This is a genomic window from Peribacillus sp. Hz7, assembly GCF_042136355.1.
Classification (GTDB): Bacteria; Bacillota; Bacilli; order Bacillales; family DSM-1321; genus Peribacillus; species Peribacillus asahii_A.
On sequence record NZ_JBHHJV010000004.1, the window covers coordinates 55,838 to 76,112 of the forward strand.

The 20,275-nt window shown below is 37.8% G+C and carries 22 protein-coding genes; 7 read left to right on the plus strand and 15 right to left on the minus strand.

Annotation, left to right across the window (positions count from 1 at the left end):
• Positions 1-2 precede the first annotated feature (2 nt).
• A complete protein-coding gene (locus ACE199_RS07770) occupies positions 3-821 on the minus strand; it encodes a Rossmann-fold NAD(P)-binding domain-containing protein (RefSeq protein ID WP_375349248.1) in 819 nt (272 codons plus the stop codon).
• Positions 822-892: 71 nt separating this feature from the next.
• Complete coding sequence (locus ACE199_RS07775) at positions 893-1,612, minus strand: hydrolase (protein ID WP_375349249.1); 720 nt, start codon at positions 1,610-1,612, stop codon at positions 893-895.
• A 229-nt stretch (positions 1,613-1,841) separates the two neighbouring features.
• On the opposite strand from ACE199_RS07775, the gene ACE199_RS07780 reads away from it, so the two are divergent.
• Positions 1,842-2,030, plus strand: coding sequence for a YjzD family protein (locus ACE199_RS07780; RefSeq protein WP_127759381.1), 189 nt, complete (start codon positions 1,842-1,844; stop codon positions 2,028-2,030).
• Positions 2,031-2,078: 48 nt separating this feature from the next.
• On the opposite strand, the gene clpB is transcribed toward ACE199_RS07780, so the two are convergent.
• From clpB to ACE199_RS07805, 5 genes are all read right to left on the minus strand, one after another.
• Complete coding sequence (gene clpB / locus ACE199_RS07785; RefSeq protein ID WP_375349250.1) at positions 2,079-4,670, minus strand: ATP-dependent chaperone ClpB; 2,592 nt, start codon at positions 4,668-4,670, stop codon at positions 2,079-2,081.
• A gap of 238 nt (positions 4,671-4,908) precedes the next feature.
• A complete protein-coding gene (locus ACE199_RS07790) occupies positions 4,909-5,088 on the minus strand; it encodes a YjzC family protein (RefSeq protein WP_127759379.1) in 180 nt (59 codons plus the stop codon).
• Between the two features lie 81 nt (positions 5,089-5,169).
• Positions 5,170-6,027 (minus strand): hypothetical protein, encoded by an 858-nt coding sequence (locus ACE199_RS07795; protein WP_375349251.1) that lies wholly within the window; start codon positions 6,025-6,027, stop codon positions 5,170-5,172.
• A gap of 82 nt (positions 6,028-6,109) precedes the next feature.
• Positions 6,110-6,724 (minus strand): nucleotidyltransferase family protein, encoded by a 615-nt coding sequence (locus tag ACE199_RS07800; protein WP_375349252.1) that lies wholly within the window; start codon positions 6,722-6,724, stop codon positions 6,110-6,112.
• Complete coding sequence (locus ACE199_RS07805; RefSeq protein WP_375349253.1) at positions 6,717-7,769, minus strand: XdhC family protein; 1,053 nt, start codon at positions 7,767-7,769, stop codon at positions 6,717-6,719. Before ACE199_RS07805 ends, ACE199_RS07800 begins: the two co-directional genes overlap by 8 nt.
• Positions 7,770-7,920: 151 nt before the next feature.
• On the opposite strand from ACE199_RS07805, the gene ACE199_RS07810 reads away from it, so the two are divergent.
• Positions 7,921-8,688, plus strand: a complete 768-nt coding sequence (locus tag ACE199_RS07810) for an SH3 domain-containing protein (RefSeq protein WP_375349254.1) — start codon at positions 7,921-7,923, stop codon at positions 8,686-8,688.
• A gap of 544 nt (positions 8,689-9,232) precedes the next feature.
• On the opposite strand, the gene ACE199_RS07815 is transcribed toward ACE199_RS07810, so the two are convergent.
• A complete protein-coding gene (locus ACE199_RS07815; protein WP_252283144.1) occupies positions 9,233-10,000 on the minus strand; it encodes a TSUP family transporter in 768 nt (255 codons plus the stop codon).
• Positions 10,001-10,110: 110 nt separating this feature from the next.
• Here ACE199_RS07815 and ACE199_RS07820 point away from each other — a divergent pair, with 110 nt between their 5' ends.
• Positions 10,111-10,896: a TrmB family transcriptional regulator gene (locus ACE199_RS07820; protein WP_375349255.1), complete on the plus strand. Its 786-nt coding sequence runs from the start codon at positions 10,111-10,113 to the stop codon at positions 10,894-10,896.
• 152 nt (positions 10,897-11,048) lie between these two features.
• Here ACE199_RS07820 and ACE199_RS07825 read toward each other — a convergent pair whose 3' ends face one another.
• Together ACE199_RS07825 and ACE199_RS07830 are read right to left on the minus strand one after the other, a co-directional pair.
• Positions 11,049-11,294 (minus strand): DUF2164 domain-containing protein, encoded by a 246-nt coding sequence (locus ACE199_RS07825; RefSeq protein WP_127759372.1) that lies wholly within the window; start codon positions 11,292-11,294, stop codon positions 11,049-11,051.
• Between the two features lie 444 nt (positions 11,295-11,738).
• Entirely contained in the window at positions 11,739-12,293 is a 555-nt protein-coding gene (locus tag ACE199_RS07830) for a cysteine hydrolase family protein (protein WP_375349256.1), read from the minus strand.
• A gap of 120 nt (positions 12,294-12,413) precedes the next feature.
• Between ACE199_RS07830 and ACE199_RS07835 the strand changes: the two genes are divergently transcribed.
• Positions 12,414-12,860, plus strand: a complete 447-nt coding sequence (locus tag ACE199_RS07835) for an Lrp/AsnC family transcriptional regulator (RefSeq protein ID WP_375349257.1) — start codon at positions 12,414-12,416, stop codon at positions 12,858-12,860.
• A gap of 254 nt (positions 12,861-13,114) precedes the next feature.
• Positions 13,115-13,291 (plus strand): XapX domain-containing protein, encoded by a 177-nt coding sequence (locus tag ACE199_RS07840; RefSeq protein ID WP_375349258.1) that lies wholly within the window; start codon positions 13,115-13,117, stop codon positions 13,289-13,291.
• Here ACE199_RS07840 and ACE199_RS07845 read toward each other — a convergent pair.
• Positions 13,274-14,752: an RNA-guided endonuclease InsQ/TnpB family protein gene (locus ACE199_RS07845; protein WP_375349259.1), complete on the minus strand. Its 1,479-nt coding sequence runs from the start codon at positions 14,750-14,752 to the stop codon at positions 13,274-13,276. The genes ACE199_RS07840 and ACE199_RS07845 overlap by 18 nt on opposite strands.
• Positions 14,753-15,132: 380 nt before the next feature.
• On the opposite strand from ACE199_RS07845, the gene ACE199_RS07850 reads away from it, so the two are divergent.
• Complete coding sequence (locus ACE199_RS07850) at positions 15,133-15,291, plus strand: hypothetical protein (RefSeq protein ID WP_164853133.1); 159 nt, start codon at positions 15,133-15,135, stop codon at positions 15,289-15,291.
• Positions 15,292-15,487: 196 nt separating this feature from the next.
• On the opposite strand, the gene ACE199_RS07855 is transcribed toward ACE199_RS07850, so the two are convergent.
• Positions 15,488-16,669, minus strand: a complete 1,182-nt coding sequence (locus tag ACE199_RS07855) for a YhgE/Pip domain-containing protein (protein WP_375349260.1) — start codon at positions 16,667-16,669, stop codon at positions 15,488-15,490.
• A 166-nt stretch (positions 16,670-16,835) separates the two neighbouring features.
• On the opposite strand from ACE199_RS07855, the gene ACE199_RS07860 reads away from it, so the two are divergent.
• Positions 16,836-17,453, plus strand: coding sequence for a TetR/AcrR family transcriptional regulator (locus ACE199_RS07860; RefSeq protein WP_375349262.1), 618 nt, complete (start codon positions 16,836-16,838; stop codon positions 17,451-17,453).
• 245 nt (positions 17,454-17,698) lie between these two features.
• Here the strand turns inward: ACE199_RS07860 and ACE199_RS07865 are convergent, their stop codons facing one another.
• The 3 genes from ACE199_RS07865 to ACE199_RS07875 form a co-directional block, all read right to left on the minus strand.
• A complete protein-coding gene (locus ACE199_RS07865) occupies positions 17,699-18,514 on the minus strand; it encodes a glycerophosphodiester phosphodiesterase (RefSeq protein ID WP_375349424.1) in 816 nt (271 codons plus the stop codon).
• Between the two features lie 213 nt (positions 18,515-18,727).
• A complete protein-coding gene (locus tag ACE199_RS07870) occupies positions 18,728-19,693 on the minus strand; it encodes a 2-hydroxyacid dehydrogenase (protein ID WP_375349263.1) in 966 nt (321 codons plus the stop codon).
• A gap of 33 nt (positions 19,694-19,726) precedes the next feature.
• The gene (locus ACE199_RS07875) at positions 19,727-20,143 is read right to left on the minus strand and encodes a PH domain-containing protein (protein WP_375349264.1); all 417 of its coding nucleotides are present in this window, start codon (positions 20,141-20,143) and stop codon (positions 19,727-19,729) included.
• Positions 20,144-20,275: the final 132 nt, after the last annotated feature.

Consider the following 20,275-nt stretch of genomic DNA (forward strand, 5'->3'; position numbering starts at 1 on the left):
AGTTATTCAAGCTCTCGCCATTTTTTCAACAGCTGCCAGCGGCGAAAATGCTTTTGCTGCATAGCTATTCCATCAGCTGGGGCTGTTTTGTTTTGTATGGTATAAATCATTCCTCGCTGCTTCCTTAAGCATTCCTTATATATGCCCGTATATTCGTCTTCTAATACTAATTGAGCACACTCCAGCCACTGATTGCTTGCTTCACTTTGCATTTGAATGTTCTTTTCATCTCGAGCTGCGAGTTCGACTAACACTTCTGGAAGATCGGCAACAAACAGAGCATCCAATCGATTCTCCGCTTCAATCGCCTTCTTTACTTCTGACGGAGCTTTCTTGCGAATCGCTGCTTCAAAACTCATTGTTTCTGGCTGCCAAGGTCCATAAACAGTCGGTAAAAACACTACTTTGACTGCACACATTTCCTCCGCTTTCTGCAAAAGAGCTTGATACATCGAACGCTCCTCTTCAATTGGCATAAGCATAATGATGTGGATGTGTGACTCCTTATTCAGGTGTAAGTCTTTCAAAAAAGCCGCAATCACCTCAATAATTTCAGCTTGATTGTCTCGTTTGCTTTTACTTAAATCATAACAAGACACATAAATCGTCTTTTGCTTTTCCAGTGATAAATGCTTTAGCTTATGTATCGGTATATATAAGAAGTTACTATTTCTCCCTATTTCCATTTCCTTGTCTTCTATACTTTCTCCGGATACGTCTTCCCAATCTACACCAAGTACTTCCTCTCCTTGATCAAGCAAGTACTTGGCAAGATGAAACCCAACAAACTGATAAGCCCCAATCACAACGGATGTTTGCATATTTCAACTCCTCCCCGTCAGCCCCCATGTATCCTATATCGTATGCGGCAAACAGAGAGAATATTTTTACATTATAAATATGTTTCATGTTCTTTATAAAACTTATTTATAATATACGGAATTTTATAGCGTTTCTCCGGAAGCAAATAGGCCAGCCGCACATTTTTATTATATCGCTGCAATCGACGATAAAGAGCAGCTTGACCTTTTTGAAAACTATTTAACACATGAATAATCTGTACAGGTGTGTCCGTTAAATTCGGCATCGCTTCTGAATTGCTTATAAAGGACTCACTCTCTGTATAATCAATTTCAAACGCTTCTGCCACTTCATATAATACTTTCTTATAAAACAATTTGTTTTCTTTCTCTTTTTCCAGCTGCCATTTTAATGATAAACACGGGTTCTTCAAGACAACCGAACGAATTTTTGAACCAAGTTTTTTCATTAATTCAAAAGCAACAAGCGCTCCTGTCCCTTCGGCTAATATGTGTATTTTATCGTTGGCAATCTCACTTTTCATAAACTTATCATACAGCTTCGTTGCAAGTTCAACCGACTTTACACTTCCCCAATTAGCTCCGTAAAAATTCGATGAAAATAACGTATATCCGTAGCCTTTCAAATGTTCTAAAATACGTAACCTCCCGGGGTGCTGGAGCCAAAAGCTGCTTCCTTGTTCAACAAAATGACCACGGTCACCGATTATAAGTACAGCAAAACCACTCGGCTGCTCAGCGTAATGAATCATGCACCATTGGTCATCAATTTGAAAAGTTCGCTGTTCCATTTTGTCTACTCCTTTGCAGGAAAATTACTTCTATTAATGTATGTGAACATATAAGAAATGTAAGGGGGAGTGCCTATTTACATAAAATTTATATTAGAATACATTCGATTTTTATCCCCCATCTCCCTCCATACACGCAACTTTTTAACAGTCTTATAAAAAACTCGTTTTAACTGTATATTAATTATGATAAGATGAAAATGATTGTACTAGAGTGAGGTGAAATTCAATGAGTTATACGTGGACATTCTTTTGGTCATTTTTGTTAATTCATATGACTACATATGTAGTTTCTTCTATGTCAGGAGTTGCGTACGATTTTACTGTTGCAACGATTTTAAGCGTAATTGTTACAGTTCTTGTTATCATCGTAGCAAGCATCCTTCCAAACGACCCTGTGGAAAAGAGTCATCATTAAGAGCACAAAAAGGTATCCATGTTATATTCGGATACCTTTTTTGTATAGTTAGGACCGTAACGTAAATTGTTGATCAACGAAATCAATCGTAATCGTTGATTGACCAGCTAGCGTACCCGCAATAATTTCACGAGCAATTTTCGTTTCGATATGTTTTTGAATAAATCGTTTTAATGGTCTTGCTCCGTATACTGGATCATAGCCTTGTTCAGCAAGCTGCTCTTTCGCAGCCTCTGTTAATTGTAGAGTAAAGCCTTGCTCCGCTAATCGGCTTTGTAATTGCTTCATCATTTTCTCTACAATTTTCACAAGGTCTGCTTTTGTTAACGGTTTAAAGAGAACAATATCATCAACTCGGTTTAAAAATTCCGGACGGAAATGACCGCGCAGTTCCGCAAATACTTGGTCTTTAATCTCCTCTTCTAATCCTCCATCTGCTGCCGCTGATTGCAATAGGAAATGAGAGCCGATATTCGATGTCATAATAATGACGGTATTTTTACAGTTAATTGTTCGCCCTTGTGAATCAGTGATGCGACCATCATCCAACATTTGCAGTAAAATATTAAACACTTCAGGATGAGCTTTTTCAATTTCATCTAATAGAACAACGGAATACGGGTTTCGGCGAATCGCTTCTGTTAATTGTCCGCCTTCCTCAAAACCGACATATCCTGGAGGTGCTCCAATTAAGCGGGAAACCGCATGTTTTTCCATATACTCCGACATATCAATGCGAATCATATGCTCTTCACTATCAAATAATGTTTCTGCTAATGCTTTTACAAGCTCGGTTTTCCCTACCCCTGTTGGCCCAAGGAAAATGAACGAACCAATTGGTCGGTTTGGATCTTTAATGCCTGCTCTAGCTCGTAATACTGCATCCGATACTAGGTCGACTGCTTCTTCTTGTCCGACAACGCGCTCATGAAGAATTTGTGATAAGCGCAGTAATTTCTCGCGTTCTCCTTCGACAAGCTTGCTGACTGGGATACCTGTCCAACGAGCAACGATGCTCGCAATCTCTTCCTCTGTTACTTCTTCACGAAGAAGCCTTGACTCCTGTTTTTCTTTTACAACATCATCTTCAAGCTTGGCCAGTTCCTTCTCGAGCTCAGGAATTTTGCCATGACGTAATTCCGCAGCACGATTTAAGTCATAGTCATTTTCCGCTTGCTCTAATTCACGGCGGAGCTTCTCCAACTGTTCGCGCATATCTTGTACTTGCTGCAGCGAAGCTTTTTCCATTTGCCATTTCGCTTTCATACTATTCGCTTTATCTTGCAGTTCAGATAACTCTTTTTGCAGCGCTTCAAGACGTGCCTGGCTTTGCTCATCTGACTCATTTTTTAACGCAGCTTCTTCAATTTCTAACTGCATCACTTTTCGTGTAATTTCATCAAGCTCTGATGGCATAGAGTCAATTTCCATTCGAATCATCGCACAAGCTTCATCGACTAAGTCAATTGCTTTGTCTGGTAAAAAACGCTCGGTAATATAACGGTTAGACAGAACAGAAGCAGCTACAAGCGCTCGGTCATGAATGCGCACACCATGATGGACTTCAAAGCGTTCCTTCAATCCTCGTAAAATAGAAATCGTATCTTCTACATCTGGCTCAGGCACAAGCACTTGTTGAAAACGTCGTTCAAGCGCTGGGTCTTTCTCAATATATTGACGGTACTCATCTAATGTTGTAGCGCCAATACAATGCAGCTCTCCGCGCGCAAGCATAGGCTTTAACATATTTCCTGCGTCAAGAGCCCCATCCGTACGTCCTGCCCCAACAATCGTATGCAGTTCATCAATAAATAATAGAATATTTCCTTCACTTTTTTTCACTTCATTTAATACGGCTTTTAAGCGCTCTTCAAACTCACCGCGGAATTTTGCACCTGCTACAAGCGCACTCATATCAAGAGCAAACACAATTTTGTCTTTTAACCCTTCTGGAACATCTTTACGCACAATTCGTTGGGCAAGCCCTTCAACAATGGCTGTTTTCCCAACACCCGGTTCTCCAATTAACACAGGGTTGTTTTTCGTTTTTCGAGACAAAATACGAATCACATTCCGAATCTCAGCGTCACGACCAATAACAGGATCCATTTTGCCATTTCGTACTTCCGCAACGAGATCGCGGCCGTATTTCTTTAATACTTCATATGTGCTCTCAGGATTTTGACTTGTCACGCGCTGGTTCCCCCTTATTCCTTGAATGATTTCCTTTGCTTGACGATAATCTATTTGAAAGGCGTTAAACAACCGCTTCACATTTGGTTTATTTTCTTTCAACATCGCTAACAATAAATGCTCAACCGAAAGATATTCATCTTCCCATGCAGCCATTTCTTGCTCGGCTGCTGTTAAGATTTGCTGAAGAGAGGCCGACATATAGACTTGACTCACAGTCCCGCCCACTTCAGGAAGTCCATTCAATTCCTTCGCTAACGCTGACTCAAATGTAGAAAAAGGCTCATTGGACTCCGATAATATGCGCAGCAGCATGCTTTCATCTTGCTCAGCTAAAGCGTGCAGTACATGCAACTCTGTTAATTCAGGATTACGGCGCTTTTTCGCTAACTCCTGACCTTGTATTAACGCTTGCTGTGTTCTTTCCGTCATCTTATTTAGATCCATTCTAATCCCTCCCAAATAAGAATTTGACCATCTTTGACCTTTATATTTTTATTATACTCGCTTTATGGATTATGTAAAGTTTGGAATTATTATTATCGACAACTTTTCCTTATTTATCGACGACTTTTTCCATTTATCAACGAAAATTGGCTGTTTATCCACGACTTTTCTTCATTTATCGATTTTCACATAAAAACAGGGCACGAAATCATTCATGATTTCACACCCTATTCTCTACTCACGGCTTACGTTTATATGTCCACACTCGATTATGATTAGAGTTTTCAGGAAAATGATCCCCAGCCTCTAATTTAATTTGTTTTGGGTTATTCACTGTGCTTCCTGTTTCACCAATCTCGACATAAAATCCATTATTAGGCGCTTTTTGCCCTGGTTTAAACTGACGATTTTGTCCCATCCGTAACCCCTCTTTCTTTAATATGTTGCATTTTTTATTATTTCCGATAATCGACTCATCATGTCTTTTAATTTTAGGAGTTTAACCCAATATCGAAGCTAATTGCTGATAAAGAGCATCTTGGTCAATAAACCAGCGATCTGTTACGCCTTCTCTTCGAATAATAAAGTGAATCGTATCTTTTACGTTGCCCTTCTTCTCCGTATAAATAGCCACCTGAGCTGGTATATCAATGAGCAATAACTCATCTTCACCTTCACGACGTTCCTTCGAAAGGTTCAAGTATGTAATATCTTTAACAATACTATTCAAATATTTCATACGGTGCGCATTTGATACCGTCTGTGCTAATATTGTGGAATCTCCTTGATTGACGGCCATAGCAAACATATCAATTAATTCGGAAGGACTAACCGTCGCTGCATAGTCATCCAGCTTACCGGCCGCTTTCAAAATCATTAATTTATGAGCAAGGTCTTCATTTCTTAAACGATGTGTGATACTTCCTGAGAAATGAACACAAAAGTGGCCGGAAAAGCCATTATCAAGCGCACCAGCACCATGCGGCATGCCGTGCATCGAAGCCGCAATCACTTGATCTTTTATGACAATCACAATCGCTCTTCTTTTCCAACTCCATTGATTATGATAAATCTCCTTCATAATCCGAGTATCTTTCCTCGTTAATGGCTGTACATCAGCATGCTGGCTCCCTGCTCTTCGTTGAACATTAAATCTTTGTCCAGTTTCAACATCAATAATGGTGAATTTTTCTTTATTAGGGATTAGTTTATTCACTTCTTTCCAAGGCAGCATTTCAATTTTGAAGCTAATTGGAGTATCTTCGTCCTCCCATTTCATCGCATAAACGGAGGGAGTACACGCGAAAGTTAACATGAAAACAATCAATAACAGTAAGTAATTTTTCTGGCTGCTCATTTCACTTCTCCTATGTTTTTCCTTATTATTTCAAGATATGATGAATTGAATAGCCTTTAATATTTGGAAACTGCTTGCCCGTTTACTTCTTTTGTTTCAAATACACTTCCATTTGCATTAAGTCTTCAGGAGTATCTATATCTCTCCCCCACATAGAGTAATCGAAAGAAACGATTTTCATTCGATCCTGATGTGCTTGAATAATTGGTTTTCCCCCCTGATCACCATCTATGGAATCGAATGCTGAGAATAATTCGGCATCAAACAAAATTGGATGGCCTACTACCCCTTCATAAGCAGAGCGTACAATCCGAATTCCCTCTTTTCTCGTTTTCTTATATTGTTTGATTAACGTTTGAACAACCTCAGCCGGAACAAAAGGCTGATCCGCTAAAAAAATAATCGCCGCATCGACGCGGCCTTTCATCGCTTCCATCCCTAGTTTTAAAGAAGAAGCCATTCCCGTTGCGTAGTTTGGATTGTATAAGACTTCAATTTGACGGAGTTCGTGAGGCAGCTTACGCATTTCCTCTATATATGGGCCTGCAATTAAAACAATTGGATCTAGGGAATGATAAATAGACGCTTTAAGCACATAATGAAAAAGAGGTGTACCGTGCAATGGCAATAAAAGTTTAGGCTTGCCCATTCGTTTGGACATACCAGCAGCGAGGATAACAGCTCCAATCTTACTCATGAATTTTCGCCTTTCCGTGGAGCGGCATTGGATTTCGCCCGCTTCTTACAGCCATTAATTCAGAAACAATACTAACAGCCACTTCCTCCATCGTTTCCGCTCCTAAGTCTAAGCCTAATGGGGAACGAATCGGACCACTAGAAAAATTCCGCCCAATGTTGGAAAGCATCTCTTCCGTTCGAGACACCGGTCCAAGCACACCGACAAAGCGCGGATGACTGTTAAGCGCAAGCTGTAAGGCATCTTCATCGTGCCGCTGATGATGATTCATAATGACCCACCAACAATCCATCATTTCATTGGAGGAGAGTGCTGTAGAATGTTTAACGATATGATGTGCAGCACTAGGAAAAAAGCGAGGATTATTCAACTCTTCACGCGGGTCTAATACCGTCACCGTAAAGCCTGCTTTAGTCGCAAGCTCCACAACCGGAATCGAATCTCGTCCAGCACCCGCGACGATGAGCGATTCACTAGGTTTTACAGCATCAATCCAATATGGATGGCCTTTATACACAAATACTTCAGCACGCGTTTGCTTCTCCATGACGCTTCTCGCCCGTTCAACTACTTCATTTGGCACACTTGCCGTATCCCCTAGCTTCTTTCCATCTTCTTGAACGATTAACCGTCTTCCAGTCGGAATCTCCAACACAAGTGAGAAAGCTTGATTTCTTTCGAGCACTTCATTTGTTTTCAGCCAAAATTCATCCTCACGTTCAATCGGCAATATGAGTATATTCAGCACTCCTTTGCAACCGATTCCTAATCCCCAAATGTCCTGCTCGCTTAAATTATACGTTTGCACATGTGGGGTCTTCCGGTCCATCGCCTGTTCAGCCCATCCGTATAAATCACTTTCCAAACAGCCCCCGCTGATGGTGCCAAACATCTCTCCAGCTCTTGTCATCATCATTTTCGCCCCCGGAAGTCTATAAGCAGAACCGTTCGCACTAATCAGCATCACGAGAGCGGCCTGCTCATTCCGTTCCCATGCTTGTTTCATTTGTTGAAACAACTCCTTGAACTCTTGTAACCGTGACATACTTCCCCTCCTAATTGACTATGTTGTTACATAGTTATTCAAAAACTATATAAACATGTATGAATTCAATTTTTTAGTCATAACAAAAGGAGGATTCTCATATAATAGTAAATTATGTAAAATAAATTCAATGATCTATAAGGAGGTAGTAATGAAGACAAACAAACTAGTAAAATGGCTTATCGCATTCGCTCTCATCTTTACAGTGTATATCCCACTATCCAAACAAGCAGAAGCGGCACAAACACTGACTGCAACAGTTAATATTAAATCTGGTACATTAAATGTTCGGGAAAAACCATCAACCTCATCCAAAAAGGTCGGTTCCCTGAAAAAAGGAGCCAAAGTGACCGTTTATGCCAAGACGAAAAGCGGCTGGTCTGAAATTCGTTACAATAAGAAAAAAGCGTTTGTAGCGACTAAATATTTAAAATTCACCTCCACGCAAGCTAGTTATCAACAAGATTCAAACAAAATTTATGTGTATAAGTATGAGGACGGATTGTATACCGACAAAAGCAACGGCAAGAAATATACTCACGAATACTTCGGAAAAGGCTGGTTTCTCTGGACAACGACAATGCCTGATAAAACAACGTATCAATGGTATTTAAGGGAAACAAAAGATGGACTATATACCGTTCATCCCGATGATCCACACACTCATAACGCGCTCATTAAATATCCGGTCAAAGTAGGTTACTCTTGGAAAATTATCTATGAAGGCGACGTACTAAATACGTATAAAATTACGGCCGTGAATAAAACGGTTAAAACGCATGCTGGTACGTTCAAACAAGTAGTCGAAGTAACGGCTGAAGAAGGCGTGAAAATGTATTACGCTAAAAACGTCGGACTAATCAAAACGACTTACAAAGGAAAAACGACTGGTGAGTTGTATCAGTTGAAGAAAAAGTAAAGGGATTTAGCATGATTGTATGCTAATTATAGATTTCTCGTTTTGGTCCTTCATTGCTCCGATGAAGGACTTTTTACTGACTGAATTTCTCTTTTTGGGCCTTCATTACTCTGATGAAGGACTTTTCTCTGGCTGAATTTCTCTTTTTGGGCCTTCACGACTCCGTTGAAGGACATTTCCCTGGCTGACTCTCTCTTTTTGGGTCTTCATTACTCTGATGAAGGACTTTTTACTAGCTGGATTTCTCTCTTTCGGCCTTCATAACCCTGATGAAGGACTTTTTACTAGCTGGATTTCTCTCTTTCGGCCTTCATAACCCTGATGAAGGACTTTTTACTAGCTGGATTTCTCTCTTTCGGCCTTCATAACCCTGATGAAGGACTTTTTACTAGCTGGATTTCTCTCTTTCGGCCTTCATACCTCCGCAAAAAAGGAAAGCTGCCCCAAAAGCCATTTTTCATGACTTTTGGGACAGCCTTCTTAGGTTCGTTAAATAACGTTGTCGATCACACAACAATTTTTGGATCATCCTATAACATATCCCTCATTTAAGATAATCATAAACATTTTTGGCTAACAATAAAAAAGTTACTACGATAAACAGTGCACGTACATAGCCGCTTCCTCGTTTAATCGCAAATTTTGAACCGCAGATCGCTCCAGCAATTTGCGCAAGCCCCATCACTAAACCATAGGCATAATTAATTTGTCCTAAATACATAAACATTAACAAGGCCGCAATATTACTGCCAAAGTTTAAAAACTTCGCATTCCCTGCCGCCTTTAAAAAATCAAAGCCCATCATTAAAAAAGCAAAGATTAAAAATGAACCTGTTCCAGGACCTAGAAATCCATCGTAGAAACCGATAGCGGCGAGCAAAATCATAAAAATAATAAAGTCGCGAATGGATAATTTTTTATAGGTAGAATTATTGCCCCAATCTTTCTTGAAAATCGTATAAATTGCAACAGCTGCAAGCATGACAAGCATCAATGGCTTTAGTACTTCAGGGTTCATCAAATGAACCGTCCAAGCTCCAATCATCGAACCAATAAAAACAAGCGGAAAGAACTTATAAACCGATTTTAAATCAAGCTTCCCTGAACGATAAAACATAATGGTACTTGTTAAGGAACCTATTGTCCCTGCTAATTTATTCGTTGCTACAGCGCCCGCTGGTGTCAAACCGGTAAATAACAATGCAGGTAAGGCAATTAGCCCGCCCCCGCCGACAACTGAATCAATAAATGCGGCTAAAAAACCAAAGACAAGCAAAATTATTAATAACGATGGATCCAATTCAAATAGCATCTAACTCAGTCCTCTTCTTAGTTACTACCCTAATAGTAACTAAGATATTTATTATTGTAAATAGCTATATTTTGATATGATAAAGATAAATAACTATTGGAGGAAAAGAAGTGGAAAACATAGTACAGCAGCTAAAAAAACTAGGCTTTAACGAATATGAAGCTAAATCCTATGTTTCTCTTGTTAAACAAGGAACGGTTACCGCCTATCAAGTTAGCAAAGATTCGGGCATTCCACGTGCACGAGTGTATGACGTCTTAGGCAATCTTGTTGAAAAGGGAATTGTCTTGAAGGAGGAAATAAATAATAATACGCAATATTCACCGCTGCCTGTTGAGATCTTTTTAAAGAAGGCTCAATCAGACTGGCAATCTAATTATGAAATTGTAAGCGATTCATTGAAGCAGCTCGAACTAACAGACAAAAAGCCCGACAATCGTGTCATGACATTAAAGGATCGTGAAACAATTATTAGCTACTGTCAGGTATTGCTCAAAAAAGCAGAAAAACGCGTTGTTATTTCAATGTGGGACGATATGTACGATGTGTTGAAGGAGGATTTGAAAGAGGCGGCTGCTCGAGTTACCGTGCAAGGCATCACCCTGCATGTTGAAAATCCAGTCAAACATGTAGACGTTCATCGCATCACCCCTTTTACGGAAGCCACTTCTAGTGAGCACTGGTTTATTCTTTCAATAGATGCGAAAGAAATGATTTATGGGCCTTCCTTTAAAGAGCGCTGTATGGCCTTTTATACAGATGATCCGATTCATATTTATTTATTAGAGGATTATGTATGGCATGATGTATTAGTCAATCGACTCGTCCAACGCAGTCAGGACGATTTACAGCAATGGATTACTACAGAGAGAAAAGCTTTTTTTATGGAAAACTAAAAGCTGTATAAGACGACTTCCTTGTACAGCTGCCTCTTCAAGAAATAGTTTAAAAGATAAACGGAGCAGGTTGAAGAAGGTTCAGTTTGATTAAATGATTCCACAAAATAAAAAGAGTGAACTATGATCAAATTCACTCTTGAAAAAGTTATTTATCTTTTTATTGGACGTTCAAGCGTTAATAGTTCATCTTCAAGTGAAGAAATTTGCTGTTCAACTACTTGTTTAGCATCTAGCACAGCAGCGTTATAGAAATGAGGAGCAAGGGACTCCTTAACGAAGTCTAATACTCTTTCTGCAGCAAATTCAGTTATTTCTTCATCTCTTTCTTGTGAAAAGAAATATTGAATGTCAGAAATCATTAATTGTTGTTGCTCTTTTGTAAGCTTAAAAAACAAATAAAACACTCCCTTAAAAAATATAATACCGTAACTATACAAGCGAAATTTAGAAAATTACAGGCTATATTTTGATGAATTTTTATGTACACAAAGGAGTAGTATAACCTTCTTAATTAAGGTTATTAGTAACAAAATAATCGCATAGTTCAAAGAGAATATGCCATAAAAGCGTATCTGCTTATTCAACGATCGGGGGCTTTTCTTTAATAAGGTCCACTTAGTTGTTCAAATCCCTAAGTCTATTAAAACGCCAAAAATCCCTGCTTTCTTATGGAAAGTTAGGGTTTTTCTTCATACATAATTTTAATATTTTAAATTAAAGCACTACACTATACTAAATAAGGATAGTATGTTTATGAATTTAAACATCAACAAGAAAGGAGACTGTTTTTTAAACAATCTCCCCTATTTCTATTTAATCAGTTGTTTTTCAAGACTGCGTTAGCTTTGTGTCTTCAAGAAATCCTCTGTCGAAACAACATTTGCATACATTCCATTAAGTGCACTGACAAACGCATAATGAACCTGCTCAGCTGGGATGACCTTATCTTGATAAGATAATTCTCTTGTCGCACATGCATCTTCGATAAGTGTGGTTTCAAAGCCTAAATCGACTGCAGCTCTAACTGTGGCATCAATACACATATGCGTCATCATACCTACAATCACTAGCTTGGTCGCTCCAATTTCTCTTAATTTGTTTTCTAATTCAGTCTTTAAAAAGCTGTTAGGAAAATGTTTTTTGATAATGCTTTCGTGTTCTAATGGTAGAACAGCCTCATTTAGTTTAACTCCCTCCGTATCCGGTAGAAAGAAACCTAACCCTGGATCACTTGCGATATGCTGAACATGAAAAATATGATCTTTGTTATTCTGTCTAAACCATTCAAGAACTTTAGCAGCATTAGCGGCTGCTTTTACAGGATTGCTTAATTCCATCTTTCCATTTGGAAAATAGTCATTTTGAATATCAACTAAAATCAACACTGTACTCATTTTTTTCCACCTCATCCCAAAAATAGATTACAATAAAATCATAAATAATATCTTAATTTTTATCGATACTTTGATGAAACACTTTTATATGAAATCATTTCATGGTGAAAGGAATTTTATATGGAACTTGATAACATTGATTTTCAAATCCTTAGGGTATTAACTGAAAATTCACGTATTCAATGGAAAGACTTAGGTGAACAAATTCATATGACTGGACAAGCAGTTGGGAATCGTATTAAAAAACTTGAGGAAAATGGTGTAATTAAAGCCTACTCTCTAATCATCGATGAAATGAAATTAGGGCTGACCTTTACAGCATTTGTCATTACTCACATGAAAACAGCCAACCATGATTCATTTATTCGTTTTATTAATGATCAAAATGAGGTAATTGAAGCTCACCGAATATCCGGAGAAGGATGTTATCATTTAAAAATAAAAGTTCAATCGCAAGAACAATTGAATCTTTTTCTTAATAAACTTCTCAATCATGCGAACTATAGTTTAAATCTATCCATACAAGAGATTAAACAACATAACCCTTTGACTGCAACATTGCAATAAATGATTGTTTTCCTAGAAGGATAGTAATCGAATGAATGTGATACATAAAAATCCGGCTGTTATCGTTAAGACAGCCTTTTCTCGTTAAACTAGCAGGGGCCGCCCTTCAAGATTGAGCTTCCATTTCAGGAGGCTTTTTTTAATGCACTAATGAGTCAAATTTAAAAAGAGGGAACACAAAATAAATGACAATTAATAAGAATGGCAAAATTGGGCCACTATTAAGATGTCACATATCTTAAAGGTGGTGCTTTATGAAAGAAATTATTTTAAGTATTGTAGCTGGTTTAGCAGTCGGTATTCTATTTAAATGTTTAAAACTTCCGATTCCAGCTCCCGCTCTACAAAACTTACCTAATCTTCCTTATAAATTACTCATAAGTAGATTTCCGATAAACGTTTTGCTCCTTTGGTCAAGCCGCAGGATTTAATTTCTTTGTACCATTATTTCTAATGCGTACAATCGGTTTCTTGTGACTTATTGTAAACAAATCATACCTTACCGCATAGGTGGTTGTATCGAGAATCCACTCTGCCACCCAGTCTGAGCCAGACAATATAGATGTTTTTTTAGCGATATTAATGGCGCTATTTACATCGCGAACGATAGTATGTTCGCAAATTACACACGTAAAAGAACGAACGTCCGGTTCTTTCTTTTCTTTATGACCGCAAACACAACATTCTTTGGTTGTGTTTTTTTCATCCACGATTACACATTGTTTCCCACGTTTAGCAGCGACCCATTTTAAGATTTTACGAAGCTCGCCAATGTGGTCTTGATTCAACATACTTCGTTTCATATTATCTAAGGAGGCTGTATCATTGGTTGGCGTATAATCGCCAATGAGAACCACATCATATTGATCAAACAACCAATGAGACATACTATATAACGCGACTTTAATCTGTTCTCGTCGTGTATGATAGGCTTTATTCAAAGCTCGATTATAGCGATTCCATCGTATGCTTGGCTCCCAATATGAATTTCCGTGTGTCGTTATGCCTTTCCTCGATTTTCGATTACATACATCTCTTTTGCTTTTGATTTCATCGATTTTTCTATCCCAATACTTTGTTTGATATAATTTGTTCATTTCGTAAGAAATACCTTGATAATCTACAGCTACAAAGAAGTTTTTATGATTGGGATCTAAACTTACCCATCTTGTTCCCTCCGGGAACGCAGGATATTCTGTTTTAGCTTTTTTCTTTTTCTGCTTTTTAGGCTTAGGAATTTCTAATCCCAACGCTTTTAAACGCTCGCGTTCTTCTTTTTCTTGTTGTTTGCATTCTTTCTCTTCTTGTTTTTTAGCTAGAATGAACGCTTTTTCTCCATTTGCATATCGTTCAATCGTGAAAATGCCGTAGAATCGATTTCCTTGCTGCTTGCATACGCGAAAAGTTTTAATCTCTTCGCATTCTCTAAGAGAAAAGGATTCTTTTAAAGAACCGGATATTCTGATTTGTTGACCTTTATCATTTTTGCCAAATGAAATTTGAATCGTCTTTGAATCTAATAACTTAAATCCTTTGTTTGGTTCGTCAAAATAAAGAGAGAACCATTTTTCTTTCCAACTTCGAAACTTAGGATAAGCATTTTGTTTCGTAAAAAAACGGTCATATGCGTCTTTTAAACGTAAAGCCGTATTCTTTAACGGAGACGAATGAACCGTCCGAAGGAACGGATGACTTTCTTTCATATTAGTTGCATAATCACGTAAATTTCTACCTTTTAATAGCTCTAAAGGGGACCCTTTTTCATAATCGTCTCTCGCAGCTTGTACGAGTTGATTATACAACCAATTGCAGATTTTGCTTTGTCCGTCCAATGAATGTTCATCTTCTTTTTTAAAAAACATTTCAATCTTACGATTAAATACCAAACTCACTATTTTCACCCCCTTCCATACGAACAAATGATCCTATTTATATTTTACGATAAGCTTACCAACAGTTCAATGCCTATAATTCAAAAAAACTTGCTCAATGAAAAATAAAATTGAGCAAGTTTAACTATATTTAAAGAAGCTGTTTTTTAGCCCCTGTTTTAGCAGGAGTGTTAGGTATCGTCGGAGTCTACCTTGGCGGGTTAGTTGGAGAATGGATCATGAACTATTTTAAATAATTAAAAAGGACTTAAAAAATTGCGCTTTAGTTATTGTACTAATGCCCCCTTGCTTTAAGTCAAATTCGCTCAAATCCTCGGGATATACCGAGTGTTTTTTTGTAAATAATAAGATTGTTAAACAAGAAATTGAGGAGGATTTGTATGCAACAGAATCAACAAGCAAAAGAGAATTTGGGTTCTATTATGAAACCAGAATTTGCCGGAACGGATGCACAAAAAGTAAAACAACAAATTCAAAAAGATGTAAGCGAAGGACAAGGTGCAATGACTTCCCGAGAGGCAGGAGCAATGCACGATTAAAAAACCACTCTGAGTGGTTTTTATTTTTCTGTTTTAAAATTATCTCTCATTTCGATTTGATGGAGATGTTTGTTTAAATACATTTTTTCGCATACTTAGTAAAAAGAGTCGTTTTCTTATAAAAGAAACGACTCTTTTGGTAAACATGGCAACAAATAGTTCAATGTTATCTCCATGTAATTACTTTTTACTTGTTTCAAGAATCGGGTGCTACTTCCTTCGCTCTATTACGTTTTAAAGCAGTACCCAGTATGACCATGATGCTTACTACTCCAATCCAAACAAGAACAGAAACAGGAGCGTTCCAGGTTAATCCTTCCCCAAAGAAGAATAATTCTCGAAGACCTTCCACCATGAATCGCATCGGCAACCAAGAGTAAATCCAATCTCGGTAAAATGGAGACAGCATTTCTGGAGCGACTGCAAGCAATGGTGCACCAAAGAAAAGCATTAAAACAAAGATAGGTATACCTTTAAAACCTAATAATGAAAGCACAGCTAATATCATTAGGAAAAAGCTAAAGGCAGTAATCGTTAGAAATAAAGCTGTATCCGTAAATTGTGGAATATTGAATCCTACCAATCCATCTGCCAACCACGTTAATCCAAATCCAATGAAAAGAGCAACAATTGCTCCCATTAAAATTTGTGCAGATTTTGCAGCAAAGTTCTCTTTTCGATTAGTAATTGATAGTTTGCTAACAGCAATAAAGATAATAGCTGCACTCGCTAAGCTTCCCATCCATAGTGGTTGGAATAAGGAGACAGGAGAGTTGCCGTTTGCACTATTAGAACCAATTTCATTCACATTCGTAACGGTTTTTGTAATAGGAGTTGCTAAGCTTGCAGCTTGTTTTGTTGTTAAAGTTGCTCCTTGTTTTTCAAAACCATCAAGCAGTTGTTTACGGACATTGTTGTTTAGATTGTCAACTATCCCATTCAATATCTGTCCTGCCATTGTTGAAGCTGCTGTATTCATTCCCTGATTGATATATATTTGAACTTCAGGTGAAGAAGGTGCTGGTGTCCTTAATGATGCCTGTTTAGCACTGAAATCTTTCGGAATGACCAATGTTGCATAATATTTTTGGTTATCCATTCCTTTTTGTGCATCTTCTGCTGTTTTTACTTTAATCCATTTCACAGCAGGGTCTTCATCTGTTGTTGCTTTTGAATCTTTTTGCATCATGTCAACAATCGTTTGCCCCATATTCAACTTTGGTTGATTAGGAATTGCCACTCCCTCATCCTCATTTACGATTGCAATAGGCAAATTTTTCGGTTGTGGTTGAACCGATGGAAATAATGTTAGTGAAAAAATAAAAATAACTGCTAATGCGATGATCGGTGATAACAATACGAGTTTGTTTTTAAACATATTTCATCCTCCTTGATTTCGAGTTATAATAACGAACAACCTGTTGTTTATTTTATTTCAAATTATAAAATTGAATCCTTCTCTGTTCAATAATCAAAAATCATAGATGTGTCGGTTATAAGACACCTTTTACAAATGTGTTGGATAATAATAAGGAGGGCGTAGCTTGCGAGATAGTAATACCGATTTAAGGGTCATTCGGACAAGAGAATCAATCCGGAATGCACTAGTAGAATTAATAGAAGAAAAAGGTTTTGAAGCAATATCCGTTAAAGATATAACAACTAGAGCGAAAATTAATCGAGGTACATTTTATGCACATTATCAAGATAAATTCGATTTAATGACTAAATGCGAAGAAGAAATTATGCTGGAAATGTCCAGAATTGCAAAACAGAACTTCCCAAGTGTTATTGCCGCACTTGAAACGAACTCACCGACTGTAACACCATTTCCTCTTGTAGTTTCAATATTTGAGTATCTAAATGAAAATAGTGGATTTATGAAAGCTGTGTTAGGTCCCAAAGGAGATTTAACATTTCAAACAAGACTGAAAGACTTTATGTGGAAAACACTGTTTGGAAATAATCCAGAGGCACTTGTTAAGGAGGAAAATTTACTTGTTCCAGGACAATATTTAGCTTCTTATATTTCATCGGCACATATAGGGGTCATTCAACAATGGTTGAATAGCGGCAGGAAAGAATCTCCTCAAGAAATGGCTCGTATCCTATCGACCATTACAGCTAATGGTCCCTTCTTTGCAGCTGGTTTAAAAAAATAAAACGGTTTATTTTGATTAAGCTCCTTCTTAAATGTTTGAAGGACGGAGAAGAGTTCTCCCTGGAACGGGAAAATAAGGTTTTGCTTTATATAAATTAATGACCTTCCTCAAATTATTTTGTATATCATCTATCCTTTCTATATGCTGTCCAGTATTCGAAGGGAAAGTACTGCTAACAGTAGGAAAAGGAGACTACATATTGTTCAGATGTAATCCCCTTTTCGATAACATTATGATCGGTTGCTTTATTTCCCTTTCTTCACTTCATGCAGCTTGTCTGGGAAATTCGTAAACATTCCCGTTACTCCCCAATCAATAAGCTGCTTCATTCTGTCCTTATCATTCACAGTGTATGGATGGAGTTCAAGGCCGCTGTTAACGACCTTTTGTACATATTCTTCGTTCAAATATGTATGATTAGGCCCAACTCCCATCGCATATTCTTTAATCGCTGCAATTTCATCATCTGTAATGACCGCATAATTTTTATACGAGATTAATTGAACAAGCTTAACGGATGGATCTAGTTCATTCATAATTTTTAAACTTTGAGGGCTAAAAGACTGAATAAGAAGGCTCTTTTTATTAATGTCATATTTATCGATTAAGCGTAAAAGTTCTTTTTCCATGCCTGGATATGTTTCTGGTGATTTTGTTTCAATATAGTAGCTAGCATTTTTTCCGAACTTTTTAAACACTTCTTCAAGAGTTGGTACTTGTAATCCTTCATAATTTGGATTAGCACTCTCTGGATATTTTTCATTAAACCAGCTGCCTGCATCAAGTTTTTTAATTTCAGCTAATGTATAATCTTTAACCAGGCCTGTCCCGTTTGTCGTCCGGTCCAATTTCTCATCATGCATTGCGATTAACTGTCCGTCCTTTGTCATTTGCAAATCTATTTCAATATAGTCGCCATGCATTTTTTCTCCCATTTGATAGGATACAAGAGTATGTTCCGGTGCATAACCTGAAGCACCTCGATGGGAAACATTTACGATATCTTTATGTTTTTCCTTAGCCAAAGCCTCTCCTCCTCCTGTCGTCACACCAATTGCCATTACAAGAGCACCACAAGCTGCTAACCATTTTCTTTTCACTCTACACATCTCCTATCTCTTTGTCTAATAGATTACTTCTTAAAAATACCAGTAAACTATTAATTTTCATTTAGGAGAACGTGAAGATTGATAAAGAATATATTAAGGATTGTAAAATAGTGGTATATAAGTTCTACCAACCATCCTAAAGACCCGTCTAAACTAGCTGACCATTCACTTATTCACTAAATGAGGCGGAGTTCTCCCCTCCAAAGCTTCAATTAGATTTCGTGCTGCCAGTTCCCACATTTTCGTTCTTGTTTGCACACTTGCACTGCCGATATGCGGAAGAGCCACTACATTTGGTGCTGTTAATAATGGATGTTCCACTGGAATGGGCTCTTCTGCAAATACATCTAAGCCCGCTCCCCAAATGATTCCTTCTGTTAAGGCCGTGACCAAATCATCCTCATTTACAATGCCGCCTCTTGCTGTATTAATCAGAATGGCCGTTTTCTTCATCATTTTTAACTCTTCTAACGTAATCAAATTCTCCGTGTCTTTCGTATACGGAGTTAATAGGCAAACAAAATCAGACCTTCTAAGCAACTCTTCTTGAGAAACATATTGGATGCCTAACTCTTGTTCTAATGCAGGCTTCTGCGTACGACTATAATACAATAACTCCATTCCAAAGCCTTTTGCTCTCCTAGCAACTGCCGCTCCAATTTCCCCTAAACCGATAATGCCAATTGTTGCTCCATACACATCCATTCCCGTTAAAAACATCGGTGACCACGTTTTCCATTTCCCTTCTCTTAGCACATCGGAAGCTTCTACTAATCTTCTAGAAGTCGCCATTAACAGAGCAAAGGTTAGATCAGCCGTCGTCTCCGTTAAGACACCTGGCGTGTTCGTCACCATCATTCCCTTTGACGAAGCATATTCCACATTAATATTGTTATAGCCGACAGCTAAATTGCTAATGACCTTTAACCCTTTTCCTTTGTTGATCACTTCTTCGTCGATATGTTCCGTTAACAGACAAAGAACTCCATCTACTTCTGCAATCTGTTCTAACAAAAATTCACGCGGAATCTGTTCTTCCTCACAATCCCAAAGCGTTACTTCAAAACAATCATTCAGTAATTGTAAAATATGCTCTGGTGGTTTTCTCGTAACCAACACTTTTTGTTTCATGGAAATCTCCCTCTCTTTACTTGAAGCAAGGCTCTATTCATTACTCATAATTCGAATTTTGGGATTCAACTTTTGCAATTCTTTTATAAATCGTTCTTGATTGATAGGAGAAATGGAAATGGTCTTATACTTCCGATAATTAATTTCAATTCTATACATTGAAAGTGCTGGAGCGGTAAATGGATTGACTGTTGGACGAATCGATTGAATGTCTTCGATAGCGATACTCTTTTTTATCGGTCCATAGGAAATTTTCAGTATACCTTGTTCAATTTTGTAGTGTGTACAAAACCAAATCGATAGCAACAGCCCAACCATTATTGTCATCACAATGATTCCTACAAGATTAAATTCAATAAATGTGGATTCATAGAAAATCCAAATAAATACTCCCATTAAAGCCCAAATAATCAGTCCCATCCACATATCTTTTTTGGATGAAAATTCCATAGCCTCACCCTCTATACTGCATATATAGATTTTTTCAAAACCTTTGTAAGCTTGACAAAAAAGAGCATTCAGCTCCCTCAAACATATTAACGTTCTATTTCCAATCTTTCCGCTGTTCTTTGATAAACTTAT